Below are 25,598 nucleotides of genomic sequence, written 5' to 3'. Positions count from 1 at the left end.
GGAGTCGCTATGCGCATCAAACTGATCAATCCGAATACGACGCAACGCATGACGGAAGCGATGGGCCGCTGCGCGCGCGATGTCGCCGCGCCCGGCACCGAAGTGATCGCGGTCAATCCGACAATGGGGCCACCATCTATCGAAGGCTATTACGACGAAGCGCTCGCGACACCCGGTTTGCTGGCCGAAGTCATCGCCGGCGAACGTGAGGGCTGCGACGGGTACGTGATCGCCTGCTTTGGCGACCCCGGTTTATACGCGGCGCGCGAGTTGGCGCGCGGTCCGGTGATCGGCATCGCCGAGGCTGCGATGCACGCCGCAAGCGTGCTGGCGCCCGGATTTTCGGTGGTGACCACGCTGGCGCGTACCTGCGGAATGGCGTGGCATCTCGCCGAGCGCTACGGCATGAAGCGCTTCTGCCGCAACGTCCGCGCGACCGATGTCGCTGTGCTCGATCTCGACAAGCCCGGCTCGGCGGCGCGTCGCATCATCCTCGACGAATGCCGGCGCGCGCTGGAGGAGGACGGTTCGGACGCGATCGTGCTCGGTTGCGCCGGCATGGCCGAATTGTGCGCGGAGATCGAAGATGCGCTGGGCGCGCCGGTGATCGAGGGCGTGACGGCGGCGGTCAAATGGACCGAGGCGCTGGTCGCGCTGCGGCTGTCGACAGCCAAGCGGGGCGACTATGCGCGGCCGCTGGCCAAGCGTTACGACGGCGCACTGGAAGCCTTCAGTCCGACCGATGCGGACCCAAATCCGCAGCCGTCGCGCAGTTCGGCCGCAAGCGCCACGGAAAGTGCAAATTCGAGTGGTTTACTGCGGGTAAACACCACGGAACGCCCGGTGGGGCCGGCTTCGCACATACATCCAGTCTGACACGCACTATCTGCCCGGGTGTATGGGCGCACCCGGGTGTTTTCGCTACACTGGTCCCACTCGGCGCTGGTACCTGAATGCTGTTTTGCTGATGCTTCTGGTGCCGCTTTTTCAGGGCTGTTTCCGCCTGCGCCGGCCGGCCTGCTTGCAAGGCAAACGCACACACCCGCATGCAGAACGCACGCAATCCCACGTGCATGTCACGTGAGTGCCGCGCGAATTTTACGGTCCGTCTCCACGCTTTCGTCAAACCATGCCACTCGACTCGAACTATCCACGCGATCTGATCGGCTACGGCCGCCACCCGGTGCAGGCGAACTGGCCGGGTCGAGCGCGCGTCGCGGTGCAATTCGTCCTGAACTACGAAGAGGGCGGTGAGAACTGCGTGCTGCACGGCGATCCGGGCTCGGAACAGTTTCTGTCGGAAATCGTCGGCGCGGCGTCGTATCCATCCCGGCACATGAGCATGGAGTCGATCTACGAATACGGCTCGCGGGCAGGCGTGTGGCGCATCCTGCGCGAATTCGAAAAACGTGGCCTGCCGCTCACGGTGTTCGGCGTCGGCATGGCGATCGAACGGCATCCTGACCTGGGCCGCGCTTTCGTCGAGCTCGGCCATGAGATCGCTTGTCACGGCTATCGCTGGATTCACTATCAGGACGTGTCGCCGGAAAAAGAGGCGGAACACATGCGCCTCGGAATGGAAGCGATCGAACGCATCACCGGCGAGCGCGCGCTCGGCTGGTACACCGGTCGCGACAGTCCCAACACGCATCGTCTGGTCGCCGAATACGGCGGCTTCCTGTACGACTCGGATTACTACGGCGACGATCTGCCGTTCTGGATGGATGTCGAAGTGACGGGCGGAGCCAAGAGCCCGCAATTGATCGTGCCGTACACGCTCGACACGAACGATATGCGCTTTGCAAGCCCGCAAGGCTTCAACACCGCGGACCATTTCTTCACGTACCTGCGCGACGCATTCGACGTGCTGTACGAAGAAGGCGACGAAGCACCGAAGATGCTGTCGATCGGCATGCACTGCCGTCTGCTCGGCCGTCCGGGGCGCTTCCGCGCGCTGCAACGTTTCCTCGACCATATCGAACAGCACGATCGCGTGTGGGTGACGCGGCGCGTCGATATCGCGCGTCACTGGCGCGAACATCACCCTTACCAACAAAACAACCGCGGGGCAGCGGCATGAAGGCGATGCAATACACTCTGGATCAACTCAACAGCACCTCGACCGACGCGTTCGTCGCAGCGCTGTCGGGCATTTTCGAGCACTCGCCGTGGGTCGCGGAAATTGCCGCGCAGCAACGGCCTTTTGCCAGCATCGACGAACTGCACAGCAAGATGTCGAACATCGTCGAGACTGCGGGCGAAGAGAAGCAACTGGCGTTGATCAACGCCCACCCGGAGCTCGCCGGCAAGGCTGCCGTGCGCGGCGAGCTGACGGCCGAATCCACGCGAGAGCAGAGCGGCGCGGGCCTTGCCCAGTGCACGCAGGAAGAATTCGACAGGCTGCTGGCGTTGAACAGCGCCTATCGCGAGAAGTTCGGCTTTCCGTTCATCCTCGCGGTGCGCGGCTACGACCGCCACGGCATCATCGCGAACTTCGAGGCGCGCGTGAACAACAGCCGCGCCGACGAATTGCGCGCGAGCCTCGATCAGATCTACCGCATCGCACGTTTCCGGCTCGACGACCTGATCGACGCGTAAGGCTTCAACTACGCGTCGCGGACCTCGAACCGAAACGTTTTTTCAGTACCAACAAACATTAAGGAAGACAAAGATGGCACTCCCGATTCTCGACCCCAACGCACCGGAATTCACGCGCCGCTATGTGAACCTGGCGGACCCGCGTCTGGGCGCGCAGGCGCTCGAGGCCAGCGACGATTTCTTCGCACCGAAGGAACGCATGCTGAATCCGGAGCCGGCCGTCTTCATTCCGGGCAAGTACGACGACAACGGCAAGTGGATGGACGGCTGGGAAACGCGCCGCAAGCGCGCCAACGGTTACGACTGGTGCGTCGTGAAGCTCGCGCGTCCGGGCGTGATCAAGGGTCTCGACCTCGACACCAGCCACTTCACGGGCAACTTCCCGCCGGCGGCTTCGGTTGAGGCTGCGCGCGTCGTGGACGGCGTGCCGAACCAGTCGACGCAATGGACCGAAATCGTCCCGTCGACCACGCTGCAGGGCAACAGCCACCACTATCACGAAGTCAGCGACGCGAACGCCTACACGCACCTGCGCGTGAACATTTACCCGGACGGCGGTATTGCGCGTCTGCGTGTGTATGGCCAGCCGCAAGTCGACTGGGCAGGCGCAAGCCGCACGGAGCAGTTCGATCTGGCCGCGATGGAAAACGGCGCGTATCTGGTCGCGGCGAACAACCAGCACTTCGGCGCTGCATCGACGATTTTGATGCCGGGCCGCGGCGTGAACATGGGCGACGGCTGGGAAACGCGTCGCCGCCGTGAACCGGGCAACGACTGGGCGATCGTCGCGCTGGCGCAACCGGGCGTGATCAGGAAGATCGAAGTCGATACGGCTCACTTCAAGGGCAATTATCCGGACCGTTGCTCGATCCAGGCCGCGTATGTGACGGGCGGCACGGACAGCTCGCTGATCACGCAAGCCATGTTCTGGCCGGTGCTGCTGGGTGAACAGAAACTGAAGATGGACAACCAGCACTATTTCGAAAGCGAAATCGCTGCGCTGGGTCCTGTCACGCACGTGCGCTTCAACATCATTCCGGACGGCGGCGTGTCGCGTCTGCGTCTGTGGGGCACGCTCGCATCATGAAAACGCTGGCGATCGAACCCTTGACGAAGGAAGCGTTCGCCGCATTCGGCGACGTGGTCGAACTCGAAGGCGCGAAGCAGATTCCGATCAACCTCGGCACCACGATCCGCTATCACGACCTTGCGAAAGTGGACGTGACCGACGAGAACGGCCGCACGCTGGTGAACCTGTTTCGCGGTCAGCCGCGCACGTTGCCGTTCGAAGTGAAGATGCTCGAACGTCATCCGCTGGGCAGCCAGGCCTTCGTGCCGCTGAACGACAAACCGTATCTGGTGGTCGTGGCCCCGGCTGGCGAGCTGGACCCGAAGCAGATTCGCGCGTTCGTGACGAGCGGCTGGCAAGGTGTGAACTATGCGAAGGGCGTCTGGCACCATCCGCTGATCGCATTGGGCGACGTGAGCGACTTTATCGTCGTCGATCGTGGCGGCGACGGGTTGAACCTGAACGAGCAGGATCTGGCCGAGTCGCTCTGGCTGACTGAAGATGCGTTGAGCGCGGTGACCGTTTGAGGTCGTTGCCTTAGCTTGCCTTAGCGTAGTACGTTGAGCAAGCTGGTTATAAAAAAGCCCACAGTGCACGCTGTGGGCTTTTTTTCATATGCGGACTATTTCGCACTGCGGGACGCAAGCTCGTACGTCGAGCCTCATGAGTCCGCGTCCGGCATGCGTTGTTCAGCCAGGATATCTTCGAGTGTCCGCCCGTGGCCGTGCGCGACGAACTTGAGGTCGTAGCCGGCCGCTTCGAGCAGGCGCACGAGCACCGACACGCTCATATCGTTTTTGGCCAGCGTTTCCATACGCGCGGCGCGCCAATTCCTCTTGAGACAGGTGACTTTCGCGCCGAACGGTCTTCAGCATGTTCGATACGTCAGCGAGATTGGTCATTTGTAGCCCCGGAGCGTCAAATCGGTAGATTTTAGCCATGTTGTAGCCCATGAGACACAATTTGTTCTTATGGTTTTGTGTCTCACGGGCTACAACTTCCCTTGTCATTCTGACAAGCCGTCTGAACCGAATGACCAACAAAAAAACGGGCTTCCCGCTCACGCGAAAAGCCCGCTTCATGCTTTGCGAAGCCGGGCGCAACACCCGGCCAGCGCCTTACTTCACCGCACCGCCTTCGAACCACGCGGCGATCTTCATCCGCTCGTCGTCGGTCATGTGCGTGACGTTGCCCAGCGGCATCGCCTTCAAGGTCACGGCCTGCTGGTAGATCCGCTGCGCGTTCTGCGAGATCTCGTCCGGCGTATCCAGCAACACGCCAGCCGGGGCGCTGCCCATCATCGTCGGATGGGCGGAGTGGCATGCCACGCAGCGCTGTTGCAGCACCGGCGCGATATCGGCCACCTTGACCGTCGGCGCGTTCGCGGCCTGCGCTTGCGGCACGATCGGCTTGGGCATCGTCGAGAAGAGGGCGGCGAACATCAGCACGATACCCACCAGCGGCAAGTACCACAGCACCTGGCCACGGTGACGCATCACGAAGAACTGGCGAATCAGCGCGCCGGCCAGCATGATCATCAGGAGCACGACCCAGCTGTACCGATTCGTATACGTCATCGCATAGTGGTTCGACAGCATCGCGAACACCACCGGCAGCGTGAAATACGTGTTGTGCACCGAACGTTGCTTGCCGCGCTTGCCGTAGATCGGGTTCGGCGTTTCGCCCTTGAGCATCGCGGCAACCATCTTGCGCTGACCCGGGATGATCACGAAGAACACGTTCGCCGACATGATCGTTGCCAGCATCGCGCCCATGATCAGGTAAGCCGCACGGCCCGCGAAGATATGGCACGCGAGGTACGCCGCGATCACCACATAAATGCCGACGCAGATGCCGAGCACCTTGTCTTTATTGCCGAGCAAACGGCACAGCGAGTCGTACACGATCCAGCCTGCGGCGAGGAAGCCGAGTGCCGAAGCAACCGCGACCACCGGGCCCATGTCGAGCACGTTCTTGTCGATCAGGTACGTGGACGGCGAGAGCAAATACAGCACCGTGAAGAGGCTCGCGCCCGACAGCCACGTGGTGTACGACGGCCACTTGGACCAGTGCAGGTCGTCCGGCATTTCCGGCGGCGCGACGGTGTACTTCTGCATGTTGTAGAAGCCGCCGCCGTGCACGTGCCACAACTCGCCGAACACGCCGCGCTTGCGCTGGTTCGGGTCCGTAGGCGGTTTCAGGCTGTTGTCGAGCGCGACGAAATAGAACGATTCGCCGATCCAGGCGATGGCGACGATGACGTGGAACCAGCGCAATGCCAGGTTCAGCCAGTCAGTGATAAAGCCTTCCATGAAACTCCTCCACTTCTGATTCGTTGTACGCGCAACGACGCTTGTGCCTTGATTACGCCTTCGGTGACCCGGCTGACGGGTTGTCGGCATGCACGGTGTCGCTGCGCAGACTGCGGGGTGAGAGACGCGGTGCGCTCAGTTCGCACAGCGCCGTTTTTTATTGGAACTTCGGGTCGAGTCGCTCGCGTTCGATTGCGCTTCGCGGGTGTCTCCAAAGATCCGCACAGTGCAATCGGGCGCGCTCGCAAATACAGCCAGCGCGACTTCAACCTCGTCTTCCTCCAACGCCTATCAATACGCTCCGTTCGGCTTAGCTGCCCCGATAGGTGCTGTACGACCACGGCGATACCAGCAGCGGCACGTGATAGTGCGCACCGGCATCGGCCACGCCGAAGCGCAACACGACGCGATCGACAAAACGCGGCTCCGGCACTTTCGTGCCGATCGATGCAAAGTAGTCGCCGGCGCCGAATACGAGCTCGTATTCGCCCGGGACCAATGCGTCGCCTTCGAGCAGCGGCTGGTCGCAGCGGCCGTCGTCATTGGTGGTGGTGGTTTTGAGCGCGCGGCGGGTGTCGCCGGAGAGCGCGAAGAGTTCGACCTTGATGCCCGCGCCGGGACGGCCGTTCGCGGTGTCGAGCACGTGGGTAGTGAGCTTTCCCATTCGCAATTTTCCTTATGTGAATGCGAGGTTTCGGCGGCGGCCCGATCCAGAATACGTTGCGGCGGATCGAGGCTCCACGTCAGTGGCTACATACCCGTCGGCGAATTGAAGCGAGCGCCGTGGCAGCCATTGTAAAAAGGATGTTCACGTCAGCGCGCGCGAGATAGGAAAGATAATACCTGGCGCATGACAGACAGCCTGTTGAAAGCCACTTTGAGTCGATTCATTCGACTATTGCCGTGCATTTCATTCACCGGCGGATCGTACCGGCGCCAAAAAAGGCCCACTATATCGACAGCGTGAGGTTGGGTATCGCACTGGCGCGAGTTGTCAGCATTATTTTGACCGTTGAAGGTTACACCTGTGCGCCGCAGCAAACACAAGTGAAGCGCGGCACACCCCGAAGACGGCGGAAATACGCTGGGTAACCGGGCCAACGGCGCTCGACGGGACGCGGCGGCGCGGTTGGCGTGCCGTCCCATCGCGTTCGAACGGCTTTGCACGGAAGCAATGAAGCGGAGAAACGAATGACGATGGAGCAGGCGGCTATGAAGCCAAACAAGCCTAAGAAAACGATGCTGGTGAAGCACGCGGACGTGCTGGTCACGATGGACGGCGCCCGGCGCGAACTGCGCGACGGCGGCATGTATATCGAGGACAACCGCATCGTCGCGGTCGGATCGACGGCGGAATTGCCGCAAACGGCCGACGAAGTGCTGGACATGCGCGGCCACCTGGTGATTCCAGGGCTGGTGAATACGCACCACCATATGTATCAGAGCCTGACGCGCGCGATTCCGGCCGCGCAGAACGCCGAGCTATTCGGCTGGCTCACCAACCTCTACAAGGTGTGGGCGAACCTCACACCGGAGATGATCGAAGTCTCGACCTTGACGGCGATGGCCGAGCTGTTGCTGTCCGGTTGCACGACCTCGAGCGACCATTTGTATATCTACCCGAACGGCAGCCGCCTCGACGACAGCATCGTCGCGGCAGAGCGGATCGGCATGCGTTTTCATGCAGCGCGTGGCAGCATGAGCGTGGGGCAGAAGGACGGCGGTTTGCCGCCGGATTCGGTGGTCGAGCGTGAAGCGGACATCCTGAAGGACACGCAGCGGCTGATCGAGACGTACAACGACGAAGGACGCTACGCGATGCTGCGTGTCGTGGTCGCGCCGTGCTCGCCGTTCTCGGTGAGCCGCGATCTGATGCGCGAATCGGCGGTGATGGCGCGGCACTATGGTGTGTCGCTGCACACGCACCTGGCGGAGAACGTCAACGACATCGCGTATAGCCGCGAGAAGTTCGGCATGACGCCGGCGGAGTATGCGGAAGACCTCGGCTGGGTCGGCCACGATGTGTGGCACGCGCACTGTGTGCAACTCGACGACGCGGGCATCGAACTGTTCGCCCGCACCGGCACCGGCGTTGCGCACTGCCCGTGTTCGAACATGCGGTTGGCGTCGGGGATTGCACCGGTCAAGCGGATGCGCCTCGCCGGTGTGCCGGTGGGCCTGGGCGTCGACGGTTCGGCGTCGAACGACGGCGCGCAAATGGTCGCCGAAGTGCGCCAGGCCCTGTTGCTGCAGCGGGTCGGCTTTGGGCCGGATGCGATGACCGCGCGTGAAGCTTTGGAGATCGCGACGCTAGGCGGCGCGAAGGTGCTGAATCGCGACGACATCGGCGCACTGGCGCCGGGCATGGCGGCGGATTTCGTGTCCTTCGATCTGCGTCAGCCGCTGTTTGCGGGCGCGTTGCACGATCCGGTCGCGGCACTGGTGTTCTGCGCGCCGTCGCAGGTAAGCCATAGCGTGATCGGCGGCAAGGTGGTGGTGAAAAATGGTCAATTAACGACGCTGGAACTCGGACCGGTCATCGAGCAGCACAACCGGTTGGCAAAGACGCTTTACGAAGCGGCAGCCTGATGATGGCGTAAGGGCGAAGTAGAAGAAGCAGCTCTATCGGCATCCACAAAGACTGGATGCCGATAGAGCACATAGCAAAGATTAAGGCTTGTCGATCAACGTCTTGGTCGCCTCGGCAACCAGACTGCGCAGCCAGCGCACTTCGTCGGAGTAATGCACGCGCTCGTGCCACAACTGGTAGTACTGCATCGGCGGGAAATCGAGCGGCGCGGGCACCACGGTCAGCGGCAGAAACTTGGCGTAGTAGTCGGCAAACAGGCGCGTCGTCGTGAAGATCAGATCGGACTTGATCAGCACGTAAGGCGCCAGATTGAAGTACGGCAACGTGACGACCACGTGACGCTTTAACCGTTCGCGCGCGAGATGCACGTCGATCGCGCCGCGTTGGCCCACCGAGTAAGGAGTAGGCGCAAGATGCGGGGCATTCAGGTACTGGTCGAGCGTCAACCCGCCACGTTTGGCGAACGGATGCGCGTTGCTCATCAGGCAGACGATCTGATCGACGAACAGGTTCGACAGGTGCAATTGCTCCGGCGGTTCCGGCCAGTTGCCGACCACGATGTCGAGCTTGCCGTCCTCGAGCGCGAGTTCGTAGTCGAACGCCGGCCCGAGCGAGTGAAACTCGAGCGTCGCGTTCGGCGCGGCCTGACGAAAGCGTTCCACCACCGTCGGCACGAACAGCACGTTCAGGTAGTCCGGGCAGCCGATCCGGTAGCAACGAATGGACGTGGCGGGATCGAAGTTGTGCTGCTGGAACTTGATGCGTTCGATCTCGCGCAGCGCGTTTTGCACCGGTTCGAGCAGGCGCAGGCCGTACTCGGTCGGCACCATGCCGGATTTGCCGCGCACCAGCAACGGGTCGCCGGTGATGTCGCGCAAACGGCGCAGGGCCGCGCTGATGGCGGGTTGCGATTGATTCAGTTTGACGGCCGCGCGCGTGACGCTGCGTTCCATCAACAGGGTGTGCAAGACGCGTAATAGATACGTATCGATCGCCTCGCGTTGCTGACTCATGACTTCTCCGAAATATATGTTCTGGCTGATCGAACGGGCGTGGGTATATATGGCTTTTAATATGAACACAAAACCACGTCAAGAGTGGGATACCCGCAGAGCACGCTGCGACGGGGGTTTGCGGGGAATTTTGACGGCTCGACTGAGCCGGTCGATTTAGGTATTGTCATCCGGTTGTGGTGACGGATCGTCTGCTGACAGGGCGGGCGGACGCGCTGCGACCGGCAGTCTCTGACGTACTACGGAATCACATGAGCGACTCTTCTTATAGCGACGGCGCCGCCGCGCAGCCGGCAAACAGGCCGGAACAGGCGGCGCCCCGGTTGATGCTTCAGGGCATCACCAAACAGTACCCGGCCGTACGCGCCAACGACGACGTCACGTTGATCGTCGCGCCGGGTGAAATCCATGCCGTGCTCGGCGAAAACGGCGCCGGCAAAAGCACGCTGATGAAAATCATCTACGGTGCGGTGCGGCCCGACGCCGGCGAGATCCGCTGGGAAGGCCAGCCGGTCGAGATCGCGAGCCCGGCGGCCGCGCGCAAGCTCGGTATCGGCATGGTGTTCCAGCATTTTTCGCTGTTCGAGACGCTCACGGTCGGCGAAAACATCGCGCTCGCGCTCGACGAACCCTTCGATCTGAAGACACTCTCGAAACGCATCCGCGAAGTCTCCGCCGACTACGGCCTCGACATCGACCCGCAACGTCACGTGCATAGCCTGACCGTGGGCGAGCGGCAGCGCGTCGAGATCGTGCGCTGCCTGCTGCAGAATCCGCGTCTTCTGATCATGGACGAACCGACTTCGGTTCTCACGCCGCAAGCGGTCCGCAAGCTCTTCGAGACGCTGCGGCGTCTCGCGGCGGAAGGCTGCAGCATCCTCTACATCAGCCACAAGCTCGACGAAATCCAGGAACTGTGCGACACAGCGACGGTGATGCGCGGCGGTCGCGTGACCGGTCACGTGAAGCCGAAAGAAGAAACGCATGCGTCGCTCGCGCAGTTGATGGTCGGCCATTCGCTGCCGGATTACACGCGCCGTGAACACACGCCGGGTGCGGTGCTGCTCGACGTGAAGCAGTTGTCGGTGGAAAGCGACGATCCATTCGGCACGTCGCTCAATAACGTGTCGTTCGGCGTGCATGCAGGCGAGATCTTCGGCATCGCGGGTGTGTCGGGCAACGGTCAGGCCGAATTGCTGTCGGCGCTTTCGGGTGAAAAGCGCGGCACGCGTGCCGATGCGGTCACGATCTGCGGCAAGGCGGCAGGGCGCCTCGGCGCAGGCGGCCGGCGCGCGCTCGGTTTTGGTTTCGTGCCGGAAGAGCGCCTCGGCCGCGGCGCAGTGCCGGCGATGACCTTGTCGGAAAACGCGCTGCTCACCGCGCATCGACAGCAGATGGTGAATTCCGGCTGGATCAAGGCGGGCGCGATGCGTGCCTTCGCCAAGCGTTGCATCGAAGCCTTCGACGTGCGTTGTGGCGGCTCGGAAGCGTTGGCGCAAAGCCTCTCCGGCGGCAATCTGCAGAAATACATCATGGGTCGCGAGATTCTGCAGGCGCCCAAAGTACTGGTGGTCGCGCAGCCGACCTGGGGCGTCGACGTCGGCGCGTCAGCGTTTATTCGTCAGCAGTTGCTCGACCTGTCCGCCCGCGGCGTGGCGATTCTGGTGATCTCCGAAGAACTGGAGGAGTTGTTCGACATCTGCGATCGCATCGCGGTGCTGGCCGGCGGCAGACTCTCGCCGGTGCGTGCCACGGGGGCGACCAATGCCGAGGAAATCGGCCGCTGGATGGCGGGCCTGTTCGGCGACCGCGAGGGCGCGGCGCCGTCGGCGGAACAGCCGGCCCATGCCTGAACGGATCGATGCGCGATCGGATAGCTGATCGACGCTAAAGCTCCATAAGCACCAGAACCAGATACAAGCACTCACATAAGCACACGCTCCCATGATTCTTCCGTATCGACTCGAAGCACGCACGACGCCCTCGCGCACGATGCAGATCGCCGTGCCGCTGATCGCCGCGTTGCTCACGCTCGTGATCGGCTTCCTGATCTTCAGCCTGGTCGGCCGTGATCCGCTCGCAGCCATGCACGCGTTTTTCATCGAACCGCTCTCCAGCGTGAACGGCTGGTCCGAACTGCTGCTGAAGGCTTCGCCCTTGTGCCTGATCGGCCTCGGCCTCGCGATCGGTTATCGCGCCAACGTCTGGAACATCGGCGCTGAAGGGCAGATGCTGCTTGGCGGCATTGCCGCCAGCGGCGTCGCGATCTATTTCGATCAGGCCACCGGGTGGTGGATTCTGCCGACCATGATGATCGCCGGCGTGCTCGGCGGCATGGTGTGGGCCGCGATTCCCGCGCTCCTGAAAAGCCGCTTCAACACCAACGAGATTCTCGTGAGCCTGATGCTCACGTATGTGGCCACGCAGTTGCTGATCTATCTGGTGAGCGGCCCGTGGCGCGATCCGCAGGGCATGAACTTCCCGCTCTCGGAGATGTTCAGCGGCGACGCGCTTTACCCAACCTTTTCCGGCGACTGGCACTGGAAATGGCTGCGCGGCACACGGCTGAACGCATCGGTGTTCATCACGCTGATCGCGATTCCGTGCGTGTGGCTGTTCATGCGCAAGAGTTTCGCGGGCTACCGGATGAACGTCGGCGGTCTCGCACCGCTTGCCGCGCGCTACGCCGGGTTCTCGGACAAGAAAACCATCTGGACGTCGTTGCTGATCAGCGGCGGTCTGGCGGGTCTCGCCGGGATGGGCGAGATCGCTGGTCCGATCGGCCAGTTGCAGGCGACATGGTCGCCGGGCTACGGCTTCACCGCGATCATCGTCGTGTTCGTGGGACGGCTGCATCCGGTCGGTATCGTGCTCGCGAGCCTGCTCATGGCGCTGCTGTACCTTGGCGGCGAAGCGGTGCAGACCTCGATGCAATTGCCTCAGGCGCTCTCCGGCGTGTTCCAGGGGCTGCTGCTGTTCTGCCTGCTGGGTGCCGACCTGTTCGTGAACTACCGCGTGCGCCGGCGCTCCGCCGCCGCGCAAGCCCACTGATTTTCCCGGCGGATCTCCATGGATATTCAACAAGCCAGCGCGCTTACCTCGAGCGCCGTCACCGCCGCGATCCCGCTGATGTTCGCGGGCGCGGGCGAACTCGTCACCGAGAAGTCGGGCGTTCTCAACCTCGGCGTTGAAGGCATGATGCTGATGGGCGCGGTGACCGGCTACGCGGTCACCGCCATTACGGGCAACCCGTGGCTCGGTGTGGTCGCCGCGATCGTCGCGGGTCTCGCGATGTCACTGCTGTTCGCGTTCCTCACGCTGACCATGCTTGCTAACCAGGTCGCCACCGGCCTGTCGCTGACGATCTTCGGCATTGGCCTGTCAGCCTATGTCGGAAAGCCGTACACGTCGGCCGCGGTGCGCGCCACGATCGACACGTGGACCATTCCGGGTTTCTCGAAGATTCCGGTGCTCGGACCCGCGCTTTTCAGCCTCACGCCGCTCGATTACCTCGCGTTCCTGATGTTCGCGGTGATCTGGTGGTTCCTGTATCGCACGCGTGCGGGCCTCGTGCTGCGTTCGGTCGGCGAATCGCCGCAAGTGGCGCACTCGGTCGGCTTTCCGGTGGTCGGCGTGCGTTACGGCGCGGTGGCCTTCGGCGGCGGCATGGCGGGTCTCGCTGGCGGCTATTACTCGATCGTCAACCTGCACTTGTGGCAGGAGCAGCTTACGTCGGGCCGCGGCTGGATCGCGCTCGCGCTGGTGGTGTTCGCGACATGGCGCCCGGGGCGTCTGCTGATCGGCGCGTTGCTGTTCGGGGCCGTGACGGGTCTGCAGTTTTACGCTCAGGCCATCGGCGTGCCGGTGCCGACGCAATTTCTGGCGATGCTGCCGTACGTCGCGACCGTCGTCGTGCTCGTGCTGATTTCGCGCAACCCGAACACGATTCGTCTGAATGCACCGGCGTCGCTTGGCAAGCCGTTTTTCTCGGCGGGATGACACGCTTGTCGCTTCATATGACCGATCACACGTTTCAAATCAATCGACAAACACGACAGGAGAAAACATGAAGAGAAGAAATCTGCTGACCGCCTTCGCATGGGGTGCGGCCTCCCTGGCGCTTGCCGCGCCGCTCGTGCAAACCGCGCAAGCGGCCGACGCACCGGGCGTCGCGTTCGTCTACCTCGGCAATCCGGGCGACGCCGGCTGGACTTTCGCGCACGATCAGGGCTCGAAGGAAGCCGAAGCGAAGTTCGGCAACAAGATCAAGATCACCCGCATCGAGAACGTGCCGGAATCGGCCGACTCGGAACGTGTGTTCCGCGATCTGGCGAACAAGGGCAACAAGATCATCATCGGTTCGAGCTTCGGCTACCAGGACTTCGAACTGAAGGTCGCAAAGGACTTCCCGGACACGGTGTTCCTGCACGCAACCGGCTACAAGAAAGCGCCGAATTTCGGCACCTATGACGTGCGCATGTACCAGGGCGCCTACCTGGCAGGCGTCGCTGCCGGCTATGTGACGAAGACCAACACGCTCGGCTTTGTTGCATCGGTGCCGATTCCTGAAGTGATCCGCAACATCAACGCGTACACGCTCGGCGCGCGTTCGGTGAATCCGAAGATCCACACCAAGGTCATCTGGATCAATAGCTGGTTCGATCCGGGCAAGGAAAAGCAGGCCGCTGAAACGCTGATCGGGCAGGGTGCCGATGTGCTGCTGCAGAACACGGATTCGAGCGCGACGCTCGCGACCGCATCGGAAAAGCACGTGCATGCGTTCGGTTGGGATTCGGACATGAAGAAGTTCGGTCCTGAGGCGCACCTCGGGTCGGTGGTCGCGCACTGGGGCGTGTATTACAACGCGGCTATTCAGCAGGTGCTGGACGGCAAGTGGAAGAACGATCCGGTGTGGTGGGGCATTCCGCAGAAGGCTGTCAATCTTGAAGACCTGAACACGTCGGCGATTCCGGCTGATGCGCAGAAGCAGGTGGCGGCGAAGCGCGATGAACTGGCCGGCGGCAAGTGGGACGTGTTCACGGGCCCGATCAAGGATCAGTCCGGCGCGGTGAAGGTGCCGGCAGGCAAGACGCTGGCCGATCCGGAACTGCAACGCCTGAACTGGTATGTGGAAGGCGTGGACGGTTCGCTGCCGAAGTAATCCGGCTCGCGCGGTCGTCGGGAGCGAATCGCGTGACTATTGACCGGGTCGCGAATGATCGGGTCGCGATCGACGGGATCACCATCGACCAGGCGGCGGTCTCAGCAACCGCTGCTTTAAGACGCTGCGTCCAGTACGGACGCAGCTTTTTTTTGCTTCAGATTATGTGTTGAAGCTGTTTCAGCCGAAGCGCTAGTCGATGCGCAGACCGACCTTGATGGTCACCTGCCAGTAGGCGACCTTGTCGTTCTCGATCTGGCCCCGCGTTTCCGTCACTTCGAACCAGTGCAGATTGCGCAGCGTCTTCGACGCTTTTGTAATCGCGGTGCTGATTGCGTCGTCGATCGATTTGGTCGATGAGCCGGTCAGTTCGATTTGTTTGTAAACATGTTCTGACATGAACTTCCTCCTTTGACCTTCGTTGGTGTGCAAAAAAAGTATAGGCAATGGATCGCCGTTGACGTCCCCCATGTCCCGCGCGTGAGCGGGTCATTCCGCACATCGCGTGCCCGATATGCCGCGGCGGGGAGGGGCCGTTATGATGTCCGCGCAACTCAATCTGAAACCTGACGAGGCTTGAAAGTGGAAATTGGTTTTTGCGGTCCCGGTCTGATGGGCGCGCCGATGATTCGGCATCTGCTGCGCGCGGGGCATACCGTGCATGTCTGGAATCGCACGCGGGCCAAGGCGGAAGCGTTGCTGGCGGACGGGGCCAAGGTGGTCGATACGCCGCGCGAACTGGCCTCGCGGTGCGAGGCGGTGCTGCTGTGCGTCGCGGATGCGGCGGCGGTTGAAGAAACGGTGTTCGGCGCCGAGGGACTGCTGAGCGTGGATGCCGCCGCGCCGAGACGCGTGCGTTGGATCGTCGATCACTCAAGCATTCCGCCGGCCGCCACGCGCGCGTTCGCGCAGCGCGCGGCGGCGGTGGCGGCCGTTGCGGCGGAAGGTCCGATTGCTGCTACGGGCGAGGGTGAGCGAGAGCGAGAGCGAGAATCTGCGGGCACAGGCACCGCGAGCGTCGGCTGGATCGACGCGCCGGTATCCGGCGGCGTGGCGGGCGCGACGGCGGGCACGCTGGCGATCATGGCGGGCGGCGCCGCGGCAGACGTCGAGGCGGTCACGCCACTCCTTGACGCCTATTCGGCCCGCGTCACACACATGGGCGAGGTCGGAGCGGGGCAGACCACCAAGCTTTGCAATCAGACCATCGTCACCGCGACCCTGGCGGCGATCGCCGAGGCCGTGAGCCTCGCGCAACGCAGCGGCATCGACGCCGCCAAACTGACGCAAGGCCTCGCCGGCGGCTGGGCCGATTCGGTGCTGCTGCAGATTTTCGTGCCGCGCATGACGCAAAGCGGCCTCGCGCCGATCGGCGCATTCCGTACGTTCCAGAAGGACATCGACACGGTCGCCGCGACAGCGTACGAGACGGGCACGCCGATGCCGGTTTCGTCGACGGTCCAGCAACTGTTGCGACTCGGCGCGGCGATGGGGCTGGGCGAGGCCGATCTGTCGGCCTTCATCGACGTTTTGCAGACGCCGCGCGGCGGCTAGAAGGCGGGCGGGGAAGCGCGAACCGGGGGTGAAAGCGGCGTCGAAACGCGTGAACACGGCGCTTGCGTGGGTTGAATTCGCGATAACCTGCTAAAATATTGGGTTGTTCGCCGATATCACATTCAAAGGACGCGCCGTGCTGTCTACCGCCAATATCACCATGCAATTCGGGCCAAAGCCCCTCTTCGAGAACATCTCGGTCAAATTCGGGGGAGGGAACCGCTATGGCCTGATTGGTGCGAACGGCTGCGGCAAATCCACCTTCATGAAGATACTGGGTAGCGATCTGGAACCGAGCTCCGGCAACGTGATGCTCGAACCGAACGTCCGCCTTGGCAAGCTGCGCCAGGATCAGTTCGCGTACGAAGACGTGCGCGTGCTCGACGTCGTGATGATGGGGCACGCCGAAATGTGGGCCGCGATGACCGAGCGCGACGCGATCTACGCGAACCCCGACGCGACTGACGACGACTATATGCACGCCGCCGAACTCGAAGCGAAGTTCGCCGAGTACGACGGCTACACTGCGGAAGCGCGTGCGGGCGAGCTGCTGCTCGGCATCGGCATCGCGATCGAAGACCACAATGGCCCGATGAGCAACGTCGCGCCGGGCTGGAAACTGCGCGTGCTGCTCGCGCAGGCACTGTTCTCGAAGCCGGACGTGCTGCTGCTGGACGAACCGACCAACAACCTGGACATCAACTCGATCCGTTGGCTGGAAGACGTGCTCAACCAGTACAACTCGACGATGATCATCATCTCGCACGATCGGCACTTTTTGAACCAGGTCTGCACGCACATGGCCGACATGGACTTCGGCACGCTGAAGGTCTATCCGGGCAACTACGACGACTACATGCTGGCCAGCACGCAGGCACGCGAGCGTCAGCAGAATGCCAACGCCAAGGCGAAGGAACGCGTTGCCGACCTGCAGGACTTCGTGCGCCGCTTCTCGGCGAACAAGTCGAAGGCGCGTCAGGCCACCAGCCGTCTGAAGATGATCGACAAGATCAAGATCGAGGAATTCAAGCCGTCTTCGCGGCAGAATCCGTTCATCCGCTTCGAGTACGAGAAGAAGCTGCATAACATCGCGGTGGTGGCCGACAAGATCTCGAAGAAATACGAGCGTCAGATCTTCAACGACTTCAGCGTCAGCGTGCAGCCGGGCGAGCGTATCGCGATCATCGGCGAGAACGGCGCGGGTAAGACCACGCTGCTGCGTTCGCTGCTCGGCAAGCTGACGCTCGACCACGGTACCGTGAAGTGGGCCGAAAACGCGAACGTCGGTTACATGCCGCAGGATACGTATGAAGAGTTTCCGACCGACGTCACGCTGATGGACTGGATCGACGGCTATCGCCAGGAAGGCGATGACGAGCAGATGGTGCGTGGCACGCTCGGCCGTCTGCTGTTCAATGCCGACGACATCCGCAAGTCGGTCAAGGTGCTCTCCGGTGGTGAGAAGGGCCGCATGATCTGGGGCAAGTTGATGCTGGGCCGTCACAACGTGTTGCTGATGGACGAGCCGACCAACCACATGGACATGGAGTCGATCGAATCGCTGCAGATCGCGCTCGACAAGTACGAAGGCACGCTGATTTTCGTGTCGCACGACCGTGAGTTCGTGAGCGGTCTTGCGAACCGGATCATCGAAGTGAAGACCAACGGCACGCTGAACGACTTCGGCGGCAACTATGAAGACTTCCTGTTGAGCCAGGGCGTGCAGTAAGCGCTTTCTGCTTCACGGTGTAGTGCAAGAAAAAGCCTGCTTCTTCGAAGTGGGCTTTTTTCATGGTGGGCGTCGTGCATGCTGGCTCTGGTTTGTCCGTCCGTACGAATCAACCTTACCGTGACGTGACCAACGTCAACCAACCGCTCTCAAAACCAAACCAGCAAACTGCCTCCTTGACCCAAAGCAAGGCACGCCGCGCCCGACGATCGATTATCACCGTTTCGATAGTCCACCAATCGGGTCGTCAATGCACACCTCTCACTCTTTCCCACCACTCCTTATCCGCGGCCGCTCGCTGCTTCCGATCGTGCAAGGCGGCATGGGCGTCGGCATCTCGGCCCACCGGCTGGCCGGCAGCGTCGCTCGCGAAGGCGCACTCGGCACCATCGCGAGCATCGACCTGCGCCATCATCATCCCGATCTGATCGAACGCTGCCGGCAATCTCCCGACCGGGCTACGCTCGAACAGGCGAACCTCACCGCGCTGGCGCGTGAAATCCACGCCGCCAAGGCACTCAGCGAAGGCCGCGGCATGATCGCCGTCAACGTGATGAAAGCGGTCAACGCGCAGGCGGATTACGTGCGCGTTGCCTGCGAAAGCGGCGCCGATGCAATTGTCATGGGCGCTGGCTTACCGCTCGATTTGCCGGACATGACCCACGGCCACGACATCGCGCTGATCCCCATTCTGTCGGATAGCCGCGGTGTCGCGCTGGTGCTGAAGAAGTGGATGAAAAAGGGCCGTCTGCCAGACGCCGTGGTGATCGAACATCCGGCCCACGCGGGCGGCCATCTTGGCGTGAGCAATCTCGCCGACATGCGCGACCCGCGCTTCGAATTCTTGCGTGTGCTTGAGGAACTAGATGCGGTATTCACATCGCTTGGTTTGCGTCGCCAGGACGTGCCCTTGATCGTCGCGGGCGGCATCAATAGTCACGAAGCTGTGCGCGAACTGCTGAGCGCCGGTGCCAGCGGCGTGCAGCTCGGCACACCGTTCGCCGTGACCGAAGAAGGCGACGCGCATCCGAACTTCAAACGCGTACTGGCCGAAGCGACGCCCGACGACATCGTCGAATTCGTCAGCGTGACGGGGCTGCCCGCGCGCGCCGTGAAAACACCATGGCTGATGCGCTATCTGCGCCACGAAACGAAAATCCGCGCGAAGGTCGGCGCGCTCAAACACGTCTGCCCGACCGGGCTCGAATGCCTCAGCGTGTGTGGCTGGCGCGACGGTGTCGAGAAGTTCGGCCACTTCTGCATCGACACGCGACTCGCCGCGGCATTGCGCGGCGACGTGGCCAACGGTCTGTTCTTTCGCGGCCGCGAAGCCTTGCCGTTCGGCACGGCCATCCGCAGCGTCCACGACCTGATCGAACTGCTTCTGACCGGCGCGACGCGACCCGCTGTCGCAGGTCGTTGGGCGTTCTCGCTCGGTTGATACGGGTCAACGTGAAACCTGACAGGAACTTCGACAATCCCCGCACGCAAACAACACTCGGGGAAGCACATGAAGCACTTGCTCAGGAACAGAATCAAGGCAACCTTCGTCGCGACGTGCCTGTTAGGCGCGGGCGCGCTGGCCTCACCGGCGCAGGCTGCCGGCGACGACCAGATGAGCGGCATTCACGCCGGAGACGTACTGGTGCGTCTGCGCGCAATCAGCATCATGCCGAACGTGGAGACCAACCAGTCGCTGTCGGCGCTCGATGTGGGCGTCAACAACGCCATCGTGCCGGAGCTGGATCTGACCTACATGATCCGCGACTACCTCGGCGTCGAGCTGATTCTCGGCACGTCGCGCCATCAGTTGACGTCGAGTCTCGGCAATCTCGGTGGTGTGAACGTGTTGCCGCCCACGCTGCTGCTGCAATATCACTTCAACCACGCGGGGCGTATCCGGCCGTACGTCGGTGCGGGTCTGAACTACACGTTGTTCTATAACAACGGCCTGAATGCGGGCGGTCAGCCGATTTCGGTCACCAATCATAGCTTCGGTCCCGCGTTGCAGGCAGGTGTGGACGTGCAGGTGACCAAGTCGCTGTTCGTCAACGCGGATATCAAGAAGATCTGGATGCACACCGACGCAACGCTCGGCGGTCAGTCGCTTGGCCGGCTGAATATCGATCCGGTGGTGGTCGGTTTGGGTGTCGGTATGCGGTTCTGATCGCCACGCGCGGGAAGCTGCGCTCCTCACGCAAAAACGCCGGAATGTCCGGCGTTTTTTATTGCAATCGCGATCCCAGTCGGGAGACGGGTTTTCCGGCAAGAGGGCCGATGCGGGTGGCCACGGCGCGCGGGAGGCTACAGCTTGTCGTTCTTGAAACGCATCGCGGTGCCGTCCTGCTCGATGCGTACCCACACCGCGCGTTTTTCCTCGTCGCTCAGGAACACCCAGTTGGATACTTCGGTGGCGGTGCGGCCGCAGCCTTTGCAGACCTCGTCGAAAAGCGTGGAACAGACACCGATGCACGGGCTGTCGGGAAGATCGTGGAGATTCGAAGCCATCGGAAACCTTGGGGCGGAGAAGCGAAGTTCCGCTATGTTAACCGATGCGGCCATCGCGCCCCGGCGTCGCGCTCGCCATGGCACAGATGCGTGCACGGTTGGCAGTATCCATTGCCGCCTTCGCCTCGATTCGAATTCCACCACTCAGCGCGCAATGCTGTACCTGATTCGCGCCGTTCATTGCTGCTAGTTGGTCTTAGTCGAGTTGCCAGCCGTTCGGACTGCCGTAGACGGTTGGAAAATACTTACAAAACCACTTCGGTCACAAATAAATCACACAAGGCGGCCTTGTCCGCCGAACGCCAACTGCCACAACAACGCGCCGTCGCACCGACGATGCCCGCCGCGAGCCGGCGGCCGCCTGCCTGCTGGAGCGCCAACAGGACGAAGGTGCTGACCGCCGACATCAGCATGCCGGCCGTCAGCCACAGGAACAGCGTGACGCGGCGGCTGGAGCCTTCGCGGCAGATCTGTGCAAGGTCGCGCCCGGTGCCGATGCCGTGGCGCGACGGGTGGCTTACGCTCGCATCGAGGTTAGCTGTAAGGCATAAGATTCAGGGAAAGCGGCCTCTGGCTGCCGCCTTGATGCGAACCCGGTGGGGTGCGGTCGGCGTAAGTTGACAACGAGATAACACCGGGGCCGCCACTGGTGTTTTTTTCGGGTAGACACGCGCCGATAACCCGCTAAAATTGCGCCCATTTTGTAGCGGCGCGGCTTACGCTGTACCGTTTGCGCGACAGCCCAGCATTTTTTTTGGTGCGCGCAACAATTAATGGTAGTTTTCGGATTTTTCAGGGGAGCCGCGTGCGGTGTGCCGCGGCGTGGTTGAAGACAGCCGGGTCGGGCCGGTCAGGATCGGAGAACGGGATGAAAAGACGGGTAGTGGGACAAGTGGCGGCACTGGTTCTGTGCGCGACACCGTGGTTGACGGCTGCTGCGAAAGACACGCAGCTCAACGTGTATAACTGGTCCGATTACATCGCCAAGGACACCATTCCGAACTTCACCAAACAGTCCGGTGTCCAGGTCAAATACGACAACTACGACAGCGACGACACGCTGCAAGCCAAGCTCCTCACCGGCAGTTCCGGTTACGACATCGTCGTGCCGACCAGCAATTACGCCGGCAAGCAGATCGCCGCGGGCATCTTCGCGCCGCTCGACAAATCGAAGCTGCCGAACCTGAAGTACCTCGATCCCTCGCTGATGGTCCTCGTGGCCGGCGCCGATCCGGGCAACAAGTACACGGTACCCTGGGCATACGGCACGACCGGCCTCGGCTACAACGTGACCAAGGCGCAGCAGATCCTCGGCAAGAACGTGCCGCTCGACAGCTGGGACGTCCTCTTCAAGCCGGAAAACATCTCGAAGCTGAAGGCCTGCGGCGTGTCCGTGCTCGACGCGCCGGACCAGATGTTCGCCGCCGCGCTGCACTACATCGGCAAAGACCCGATGAGCACGAACCCGGCCGACTACCGCGCCGCGCTCGAGATGATGAAGAAGATCCGCCCGTACATCACGCAGTTCAACTCGTCGGGCTACATCAATGACCTGGTTGGCGGCGACGTGTGCTTCGCGTACGGCTGGTCGGGCGACGTCGTGATCGCCAAGCATCGCGCGGTCGAGGCGAAGAAGGCTTACAAGATCGAGTACTACATTCCGAAGGGCGGCGCCCCGGTGTGGTTCGACGTGATGGCGATTCCGAAGGACGCGAAGAACAAGGAAGCCGCGCTCGAGTGGATCAACTACATCGAAACGCCACAGGTTCACGCCGCGATCACCAACGCCGTCTACTATCCAAGCGCCAACCTCGAAGCGCGCAAGTATGTGGACAAGGACGTGGCGAACGATCCGGCCGTGTACCCCTCGCCTGAAGTCATCAAGACGTTGTTCCTGCTTAAGCCGCTGCCGCCGGAAATCCAGCGTCTGCAAACGCGGCTGTGGACTGAATTCAAGTCCGGCCGCTGATTCGCCGCCAGAGTGAACGGGTAAGTATCATCAAGAAGCCCTCGGTGTCCACCGGGGGCTTTGTTCGTCAAACGCCGGAGTAAAGCATTGTGATGAGTAGTGACCAGTCGGGCGCGATGGCAGGGGCCGCCGTGCCGTCCCCGGGCGTGAACGCCGCAGCAGGCGGTGCAGCAGAGAATTTCGTCCAGATCGTCGACATCGTGAAGAAGTTCGGCGAGACTGCAGCGGTCAAAGGAGTCAACCTGTCGGTGAAAAAGGGCGAGCTGTTCGCGCTGCTTGGCAGTTCCGGCTGTGGCAAATCGACCTTGTTGCGCATGCTGGCCGGCCTCGAATCGATCACGTCGGGCAAGATCCTGATCGACGGCGAAGACCTCGCGCAATTGCCGCCTTATCGCCGGCCGGTCAACATGATGTTCCAGTCATACGCGCTGTTTCCGCACATGGCGGTCGAGGCCAACGTCGCCTTCGGCCTGAAGCAGGAAGGTGTGCCGAAGTCTGAACTGAAAGACCGCGTGCAGACCGCGCTCGATCTCGTGCAGATGGGCCGCTTTGCGAAGCGCAAGCCGCATCAGCTCTCCGGCGGCCAGCAGCAGCGTGTGGCGCTCGCGCGCTCGCTCGTCAAGCGGCCGAAGCTGCTGTTGCTCGACGAGCCGATGTCCGCGCTCGACAAGCAGATCCGTCAGCGCACGCAGATCGAACTGGTCAACATTCTCGACAAGGTCGGCGTGACCTGCATGATGGTGACGCACGACCAGGAAGAGGCGATGACGATGGCGGACCGTCTTGCCGTGATGAGCGAAGGCGAGATCATCCAGCTCGGCACACCGCACGAAGTGTACGAATATCCGAATAGCCGTTTTTCGGCCGAGTTCATCGGTTCGACCAATCTGTTCGACGGCAACGTCGTCGAAGACGAACCCGATCACGTGTTCATTGAAACGCCCGACTTGCCGGTCCGTCTCTACGTGAGCCATGGCATCACCGGGCCGCTCGGCATGCCGGTGACGATTTCCGTGCGGCCCGAGCGCATCGCGCTCACGCGCAAACCGCCTGAGGGTGCGTACAACTGGGGCAAGGGCGTGGTAACGAATATCGCCTACATGGGCGGCTATTCGCTGTACCACGTGAAACTCGACGCCGGCAAAACGGTGATCGCCAACGTGACGAGCCTTGCCTTGACCGAGATCGATCCGCCCACCTGGGGCGACGAGGTGTATGTGCGCTGGAGCGCATCGGCCGGCGTGGTGTTGACGTCATGAAGCGCTCGATCAGTTCTTTCGCGTCGTGGCCGGTGCGCCGTTTCAATCTGACTGCCCGCACCGCGGTGGTGGCCGGCCCGTTCATCTGGTTGCTGCTGTTTTTCCTCGTGCCGTTCCTGCTGGTCGTGAAGATCAGCTTTGCCGATTTGCAGCTTGGCATCCCGCCTTATACCGAACTCGCCAAGTACACCGATGGGGTGGTTCACGTCGCGCTGGACCTGTCGCACTATGCGTTTCTGCTGACCGACAGCCTCTATTTCGCGACCTATGTGAATTCGGTGGTGGTCGCGGCGATCTCCACGTTGCTGTGTTTGCTGATCGGTTATCCGATGGCGTATTACATTGCCCGATCGAATCCGGCGAGTCGCAATCTGCTGATGATGGCGGTGATGCTGCCGTTCTGGACGTCGTTTCTGATTCGCGTATATGCATGGATCGGGATCCTGAAGAACAACGGTTTGCTGAACAACTTTCTGATGTCGACCGGGCTGATCCATACGCCGATCGAGTTGTATCACACGAACACCGCGGTTTATATCGGCATGGTGTATTCGTACCTGCCGTTCCTCGTGATGCCGCTGTACGCGCACCTGGTGAAGATGGACATGACCTTGCTGGAAGCCGCCTACGACCTGGGCGCGAAGCCGTGGCGGGCGTTCTGGCAGATCACCTTGCCGCTGTCGAAGAACGGCATTATTGCCGGGTGTTTGCTGGTATTTATTCCAGCGGTGGGCGAGTACGTGATTCCGGAATTGCTGGGCGGCGCGAACACGCTGATGATTGGCCGCGTGATGTGGAATGAGTTTTTCGACAATGCCGATTGGCCGATGGCGTCTGCCGTGACGTGCGCGATGGTGTTGTTGTTATTGGTGCCGATGGCGTTTTTCCAGTACGCGCAGGCGAAGGCGATGGAGGAAAGGCGCTGATGAAGCCGAACCGAATTTTGCAGATCATTGCTTTGGGGATCGGTTTTCTGTTCCTCTACGTTCCGATCGTGAGTCTGGTTGTGTATTCGTTCAACGAATCGCAACTGGTCACGGTGTGGACACGGTTTTCGACGCGCTGGTATGCGGCGTTGTTGCAGGACAGCGAGTTGATCGCGGCTGCGTGGTTATCTTTGCGCGTGGCGTTGCTGACGGCGTTTGCTTCGGTGATTATTGGCACGTGGGCCGGGTTTGTTTTGGCCCGGATGGGGCGGTTTCGTGGCTTTACCCTTTACACTGGGATGATCAATGCGCCGCTGGTGATTCCCGAGGTGATTCAGGGGATCTCGCTGCTGCTGCTGTTCATCGAAATGGCCAAGTGGTTGGGGTGGCCCGCCGGGCGCGGTATTTTCACGATCTGGATCGGGCACGTGATGTTGTGTATTTCGTATGTGGCCATCATCGTGCAGTCGCGGGTGAAGGAGTTGAATCCTTCGCTTGAGGAAGCTGCGCTGGATCTTGGGGCTACGCCGCTGAAGGTGTTTTTCTTCATTACGTTGCCGTTGATTTCGCAGGCGCTTATTTCTGGGTGGTTGTTGTCGTTTACGTTGTCTATCGACGATCTGGTTTTGTCGGCGTTTTTGTCGGGGCCTGGGTCGACGACGTTGCCGCTGGTTGTTTTTTCTCGTGTTCGGCTTGGGTTGAATCCGGAGATGAATGCGTTGGCTACGTTGTTTATTGCTGTTGTTACTGTTGGGGTTGTTTTGGGGAACTATTTTATGCAGCGGGCTGAGAGGAAGAGGGCTGTAATGGCGGCGTAGTTTTTTGCCTTTGGCGGCGGCATTGTCCGTGTTCTTAGGGCGTTGGCCTTTCCTTGAATTGTTAGTGGTCTATTAGCGTTGCCCCTGTGCGG

Annotated in this window: 23 protein-coding genes and 2 pseudogenes; 18 read left to right on the top strand and 7 right to left on the bottom strand. The window is 61.7% G+C overall.

Going from position 1 to position 25,598, the window contains the following annotated elements:
• Positions 1-9 precede the first annotated feature (9 nt).
• The 5 genes from M0D67_RS00125 to M0D67_RS00105 all read left to right on the top strand — a co-directional run bounded on the left by M0D67_RS00125 (position 10) and on the right by M0D67_RS00105 (position 4,194).
• Positions 10-876, top strand: a complete 867-nt coding sequence (locus M0D67_RS00125) for an aspartate/glutamate racemase family protein (RefSeq protein ID WP_154566194.1) — start codon at positions 10-12, stop codon at positions 874-876.
• Positions 877-1,129: 253 nt separating this feature from the next.
• Positions 1,130-2,080 carry an allantoinase PuuE gene (puuE, locus tag M0D67_RS00120; RefSeq protein ID WP_154566195.1) on the top strand — a complete coding sequence of 317 codons (951 nt, stop codon included), beginning with the start codon at positions 1,130-1,132 and terminating at the stop codon, positions 2,078-2,080.
• A complete protein-coding gene (gene uraD, locus M0D67_RS00115) occupies positions 2,077-2,598 on the top strand; it encodes a 2-oxo-4-hydroxy-4-carboxy-5-ureidoimidazoline decarboxylase (RefSeq protein ID WP_106351861.1) in 522 nt (173 codons plus the stop codon). Before puuE ends, uraD begins: the two co-directional genes overlap by 4 nt.
• A gap of 73 nt (positions 2,599-2,671) precedes the next feature.
• Positions 2,672-3,685 carry an allantoicase gene (alc, locus tag M0D67_RS00110; RefSeq protein ID WP_063495873.1) on the top strand — a complete coding sequence of 338 codons (1,014 nt, stop codon included), beginning with the start codon at positions 2,672-2,674 and terminating at the stop codon, positions 3,683-3,685.
• Positions 3,682-4,194 carry an ureidoglycolate lyase gene (locus M0D67_RS00105; protein WP_154566196.1) on the top strand — a complete coding sequence of 171 codons (513 nt, stop codon included), beginning with the start codon at positions 3,682-3,684 and terminating at the stop codon, positions 4,192-4,194. The genes alc and M0D67_RS00105 overlap by 4 nt, the downstream gene beginning before the upstream one ends.
• Positions 4,195-4,328: 134 nt before the next feature.
• Here M0D67_RS00105 and M0D67_RS00100 read toward each other — a convergent pair.
• From M0D67_RS00100 to uraH, 3 genes and pseudogenes are all read right to left on the bottom strand, one after another.
• Positions 4,329-4,569 (bottom strand): annotated as a pseudogene (locus M0D67_RS00100) (transcriptional regulator).
• 216 nt (positions 4,570-4,785) lie between these two features.
• Positions 4,786-5,979, bottom strand: coding sequence for a urate hydroxylase PuuD (locus M0D67_RS00095; RefSeq protein WP_154566197.1), 1,194 nt, complete (start codon positions 5,977-5,979; stop codon positions 4,786-4,788).
• A gap of 310 nt (positions 5,980-6,289) precedes the next feature.
• Positions 6,290-6,643: a hydroxyisourate hydrolase gene (gene uraH / locus M0D67_RS00090; protein WP_074283346.1), complete on the bottom strand. Its 354-nt coding sequence runs from the start codon at positions 6,641-6,643 to the stop codon at positions 6,290-6,292.
• A gap of 527 nt (positions 6,644-7,170) precedes the next feature.
• Between uraH and M0D67_RS00085 the strand changes: the two genes are divergently transcribed.
• Positions 7,171-8,568 carry an 8-oxoguanine deaminase gene (locus M0D67_RS00085; protein ID WP_154566198.1) on the top strand — a complete coding sequence of 466 codons (1,398 nt, stop codon included), beginning with the start codon at positions 7,171-7,173 and terminating at the stop codon, positions 8,566-8,568.
• A gap of 81 nt (positions 8,569-8,649) precedes the next feature.
• On the opposite strand, the gene M0D67_RS00080 is transcribed toward M0D67_RS00085, so the two are convergent.
• Positions 8,650-9,582 carry a LysR substrate-binding domain-containing protein gene (locus M0D67_RS00080; RefSeq protein ID WP_012433318.1) on the bottom strand — a complete coding sequence of 311 codons (933 nt, stop codon included), beginning with the start codon at positions 9,580-9,582 and terminating at the stop codon, positions 8,650-8,652.
• Positions 9,583-9,833: 251 nt separating this feature from the next.
• Between M0D67_RS00080 and M0D67_RS00075 the strand changes: the two genes are divergently transcribed.
• The 4 genes from M0D67_RS00075 (at position 9,834) to M0D67_RS00060 (ending at position 14,743) form a co-directional block, all read left to right on the top strand.
• A complete protein-coding gene (locus M0D67_RS00075) occupies positions 9,834-11,435 on the top strand; it encodes an ABC transporter ATP-binding protein (RefSeq protein ID WP_266236693.1) in 1,602 nt (533 codons plus the stop codon).
• 91 nt (positions 11,436-11,526) lie between these two features.
• Positions 11,527-12,633: an ABC transporter permease gene (locus M0D67_RS00070; protein WP_093639802.1), complete on the top strand. Its 1,107-nt coding sequence runs from the start codon at positions 11,527-11,529 to the stop codon at positions 12,631-12,633.
• An 18-nt stretch (positions 12,634-12,651) separates the two neighbouring features.
• The gene (locus tag M0D67_RS00065; RefSeq protein ID WP_154566201.1) at positions 12,652-13,581 is read left to right on the top strand and encodes an ABC transporter permease; all 930 of its coding nucleotides are present in this window, start codon (positions 12,652-12,654) and stop codon (positions 13,579-13,581) included.
• Positions 13,582-13,648: 67 nt separating this feature from the next.
• Positions 13,649-14,743 (top strand): BMP family ABC transporter substrate-binding protein, encoded by a 1,095-nt coding sequence (locus M0D67_RS00060; RefSeq protein ID WP_154566202.1) that lies wholly within the window; start codon positions 13,649-13,651, stop codon positions 14,741-14,743.
• Positions 14,744-14,935: 192 nt separating this feature from the next.
• On the opposite strand, the gene M0D67_RS00055 is transcribed toward M0D67_RS00060, so the two are convergent.
• Positions 14,936-15,142 carry a dodecin gene (locus M0D67_RS00055; RefSeq protein WP_074283352.1) on the bottom strand — a complete coding sequence of 69 codons (207 nt, stop codon included), beginning with the start codon at positions 15,140-15,142 and terminating at the stop codon, positions 14,936-14,938.
• Positions 15,143-15,325: 183 nt separating this feature from the next.
• Here M0D67_RS00055 and M0D67_RS00050 point away from each other — a divergent pair, with 183 nt between their 5' ends.
• From M0D67_RS00050 to M0D67_RS00035, 4 genes are all read left to right on the top strand, one after another.
• Positions 15,326-16,297 carry an NAD(P)-dependent oxidoreductase gene (locus tag M0D67_RS00050; protein WP_171926071.1) on the top strand — a complete coding sequence of 324 codons (972 nt, stop codon included), beginning with the start codon at positions 15,326-15,328 and terminating at the stop codon, positions 16,295-16,297.
• Between the two features lie 136 nt (positions 16,298-16,433).
• Positions 16,434-18,026: an ABC-F family ATPase gene (locus tag M0D67_RS00045; protein WP_168435958.1), complete on the top strand. Its 1,593-nt coding sequence runs from the start codon at positions 16,434-16,436 to the stop codon at positions 18,024-18,026.
• 250 nt (positions 18,027-18,276) lie between these two features.
• Positions 18,277-19,467 carry a nitronate monooxygenase family protein gene (locus M0D67_RS00040; protein WP_266236679.1) on the top strand — a complete coding sequence of 397 codons (1,191 nt, stop codon included), beginning with the start codon at positions 18,277-18,279 and terminating at the stop codon, positions 19,465-19,467.
• A gap of 69 nt (positions 19,468-19,536) precedes the next feature.
• Positions 19,537-20,193 carry an OmpW family protein gene (locus M0D67_RS00035; protein WP_154566205.1) on the top strand — a complete coding sequence of 219 codons (657 nt, stop codon included), beginning with the start codon at positions 19,537-19,539 and terminating at the stop codon, positions 20,191-20,193.
• A gap of 137 nt (positions 20,194-20,330) precedes the next feature.
• Here M0D67_RS00035 and M0D67_RS00030 read toward each other — a convergent pair whose 3' ends face one another.
• A complete protein-coding gene (locus M0D67_RS00030) occupies positions 20,331-20,534 on the bottom strand; it encodes a DUF1289 domain-containing protein (RefSeq protein ID WP_028199276.1) in 204 nt (67 codons plus the stop codon).
• 341 nt (positions 20,535-20,875) lie between these two features.
• Positions 20,876-21,043: pseudogene (locus tag M0D67_RS00025) on the bottom strand (divalent metal cation transporter); the annotation flags it as partial.
• A 359-nt stretch (positions 21,044-21,402) separates the two neighbouring features.
• Between M0D67_RS00025 and M0D67_RS00020 the strand changes: the two are divergent.
• From M0D67_RS00020 to M0D67_RS00005, 4 genes are all read left to right on the top strand, one after another.
• The gene (locus M0D67_RS00020; protein ID WP_154566206.1) at positions 21,403-22,503 is read left to right on the top strand and encodes a polyamine ABC transporter substrate-binding protein; all 1,101 of its coding nucleotides are present in this window, start codon (positions 21,403-21,405) and stop codon (positions 22,501-22,503) included.
• A gap of 92 nt (positions 22,504-22,595) precedes the next feature.
• The gene (gene potA, locus M0D67_RS00015; protein ID WP_166618316.1) at positions 22,596-23,762 is read left to right on the top strand and encodes an ABC transporter ATP-binding protein; all 1,167 of its coding nucleotides are present in this window, start codon (positions 22,596-22,598) and stop codon (positions 23,760-23,762) included.
• A complete protein-coding gene (locus M0D67_RS00010; protein ID WP_154566207.1) occupies positions 23,759-24,688 on the top strand; it encodes an ABC transporter permease subunit in 930 nt (309 codons plus the stop codon). Before potA ends, M0D67_RS00010 begins: the two co-directional genes overlap by 4 nt.
• The gene (locus M0D67_RS00005; protein WP_154566208.1) at positions 24,688-25,506 is read left to right on the top strand and encodes an ABC transporter permease subunit; all 819 of its coding nucleotides are present in this window, start codon (positions 24,688-24,690) and stop codon (positions 25,504-25,506) included. The genes M0D67_RS00010 and M0D67_RS00005 overlap by 1 nt, the downstream gene beginning before the upstream one ends.
• The last annotated feature ends 92 nt before the right edge of the window (positions 25,507-25,598 follow it).

It is taken from the genome of Paraburkholderia sp. SECH4, assembly GCF_030511745.1.
In the GTDB taxonomy this organism is placed as follows: domain Bacteria; phylum Pseudomonadota; class Gammaproteobacteria; order Burkholderiales; family Burkholderiaceae; genus Paraburkholderia; species Paraburkholderia madseniana.
Note: the sequence above shows the minus strand (reverse complement) of the source record. Positions and strands in the feature narration are given on the sequence as shown.

Excerpts from the sequence above, each read along its gene's own strand:
- puuE (WP_154566195.1), top strand. The coding sequence starts at position 1,130 with ATGCCACTCGACTCGAACTATCCACGCGATCTGATCGGCTACGGCCGC.
- uraD (WP_106351861.1), top strand. The coding sequence starts at position 2,077 with ATGAAGGCGATGCAATACACTCTGGATCAACTCAACAGCACCTCGACC.
- M0D67_RS00085 (WP_154566198.1), top strand. The coding sequence starts at position 7,171 with ATGACGATGGAGCAGGCGGCTATGAAGCCAAACAAGCCTAAGAAAACG.
- alc (WP_063495873.1), top strand. The coding sequence starts at position 2,672 with ATGGCACTCCCGATTCTCGACCCCAACGCACCGGAATTCACGCGCCGC.
- M0D67_RS00040 (WP_266236679.1), top strand. The coding sequence starts at position 18,277 with ATGCACACCTCTCACTCTTTCCCACCACTCCTTATCCGCGGCCGCTCG.
- M0D67_RS00065 (WP_154566201.1), top strand. The coding sequence starts at position 12,652 with ATGGATATTCAACAAGCCAGCGCGCTTACCTCGAGCGCCGTCACCGCC.
- M0D67_RS00020 (WP_154566206.1), top strand. The coding sequence starts at position 21,403 with ATGAAAAGACGGGTAGTGGGACAAGTGGCGGCACTGGTTCTGTGCGCG.
- M0D67_RS00075 (WP_266236693.1), top strand. The coding sequence starts at position 9,834 with ATGAGCGACTCTTCTTATAGCGACGGCGCCGCCGCGCAGCCGGCAAAC.
- M0D67_RS00010 (WP_154566207.1), top strand. The coding sequence starts at position 23,759 with ATGAAGCGCTCGATCAGTTCTTTCGCGTCGTGGCCGGTGCGCCGTTTC.
- M0D67_RS00055 (WP_074283352.1), bottom strand. The coding sequence starts at position 15,142 with ATGTCAGAACATGTTTACAAACAAATCGAACTGACCGGCTCATCGACC.
- M0D67_RS00095 (WP_154566197.1), bottom strand. The coding sequence starts at position 5,979 with ATGGAAGGCTTTATCACTGACTGGCTGAACCTGGCATTGCGCTGGTTC.
- M0D67_RS00105 (WP_154566196.1), top strand. The coding sequence starts at position 3,682 with ATGAAAACGCTGGCGATCGAACCCTTGACGAAGGAAGCGTTCGCCGCA.
- M0D67_RS00125 (WP_154566194.1), top strand. The coding sequence starts at position 10 with ATGCGCATCAAACTGATCAATCCGAATACGACGCAACGCATGACGGAA.
- M0D67_RS00030 (WP_028199276.1), bottom strand. The coding sequence starts at position 20,534 with ATGGCTTCGAATCTCCACGATCTTCCCGACAGCCCGTGCATCGGTGTC.
- potA (WP_166618316.1), top strand. The coding sequence starts at position 22,596 with ATGAGTAGTGACCAGTCGGGCGCGATGGCAGGGGCCGCCGTGCCGTCC.
- M0D67_RS00070 (WP_093639802.1), top strand. The coding sequence starts at position 11,527 with ATGATTCTTCCGTATCGACTCGAAGCACGCACGACGCCCTCGCGCACG.
- M0D67_RS00080 (WP_012433318.1), bottom strand. The coding sequence starts at position 9,582 with ATGAGTCAGCAACGCGAGGCGATCGATACGTATCTATTACGCGTCTTG.
- M0D67_RS00005 (WP_154566208.1), top strand. The coding sequence starts at position 24,688 with ATGAAGCCGAACCGAATTTTGCAGATCATTGCTTTGGGGATCGGTTTT.
- M0D67_RS00060 (WP_154566202.1), top strand. The coding sequence starts at position 13,649 with ATGAAGAGAAGAAATCTGCTGACCGCCTTCGCATGGGGTGCGGCCTCC.
- M0D67_RS00035 (WP_154566205.1), top strand. The coding sequence starts at position 19,537 with ATGAAGCACTTGCTCAGGAACAGAATCAAGGCAACCTTCGTCGCGACG.
- uraH (WP_074283346.1), bottom strand. The coding sequence starts at position 6,643 with ATGGGAAAGCTCACTACCCACGTGCTCGACACCGCGAACGGCCGTCCC.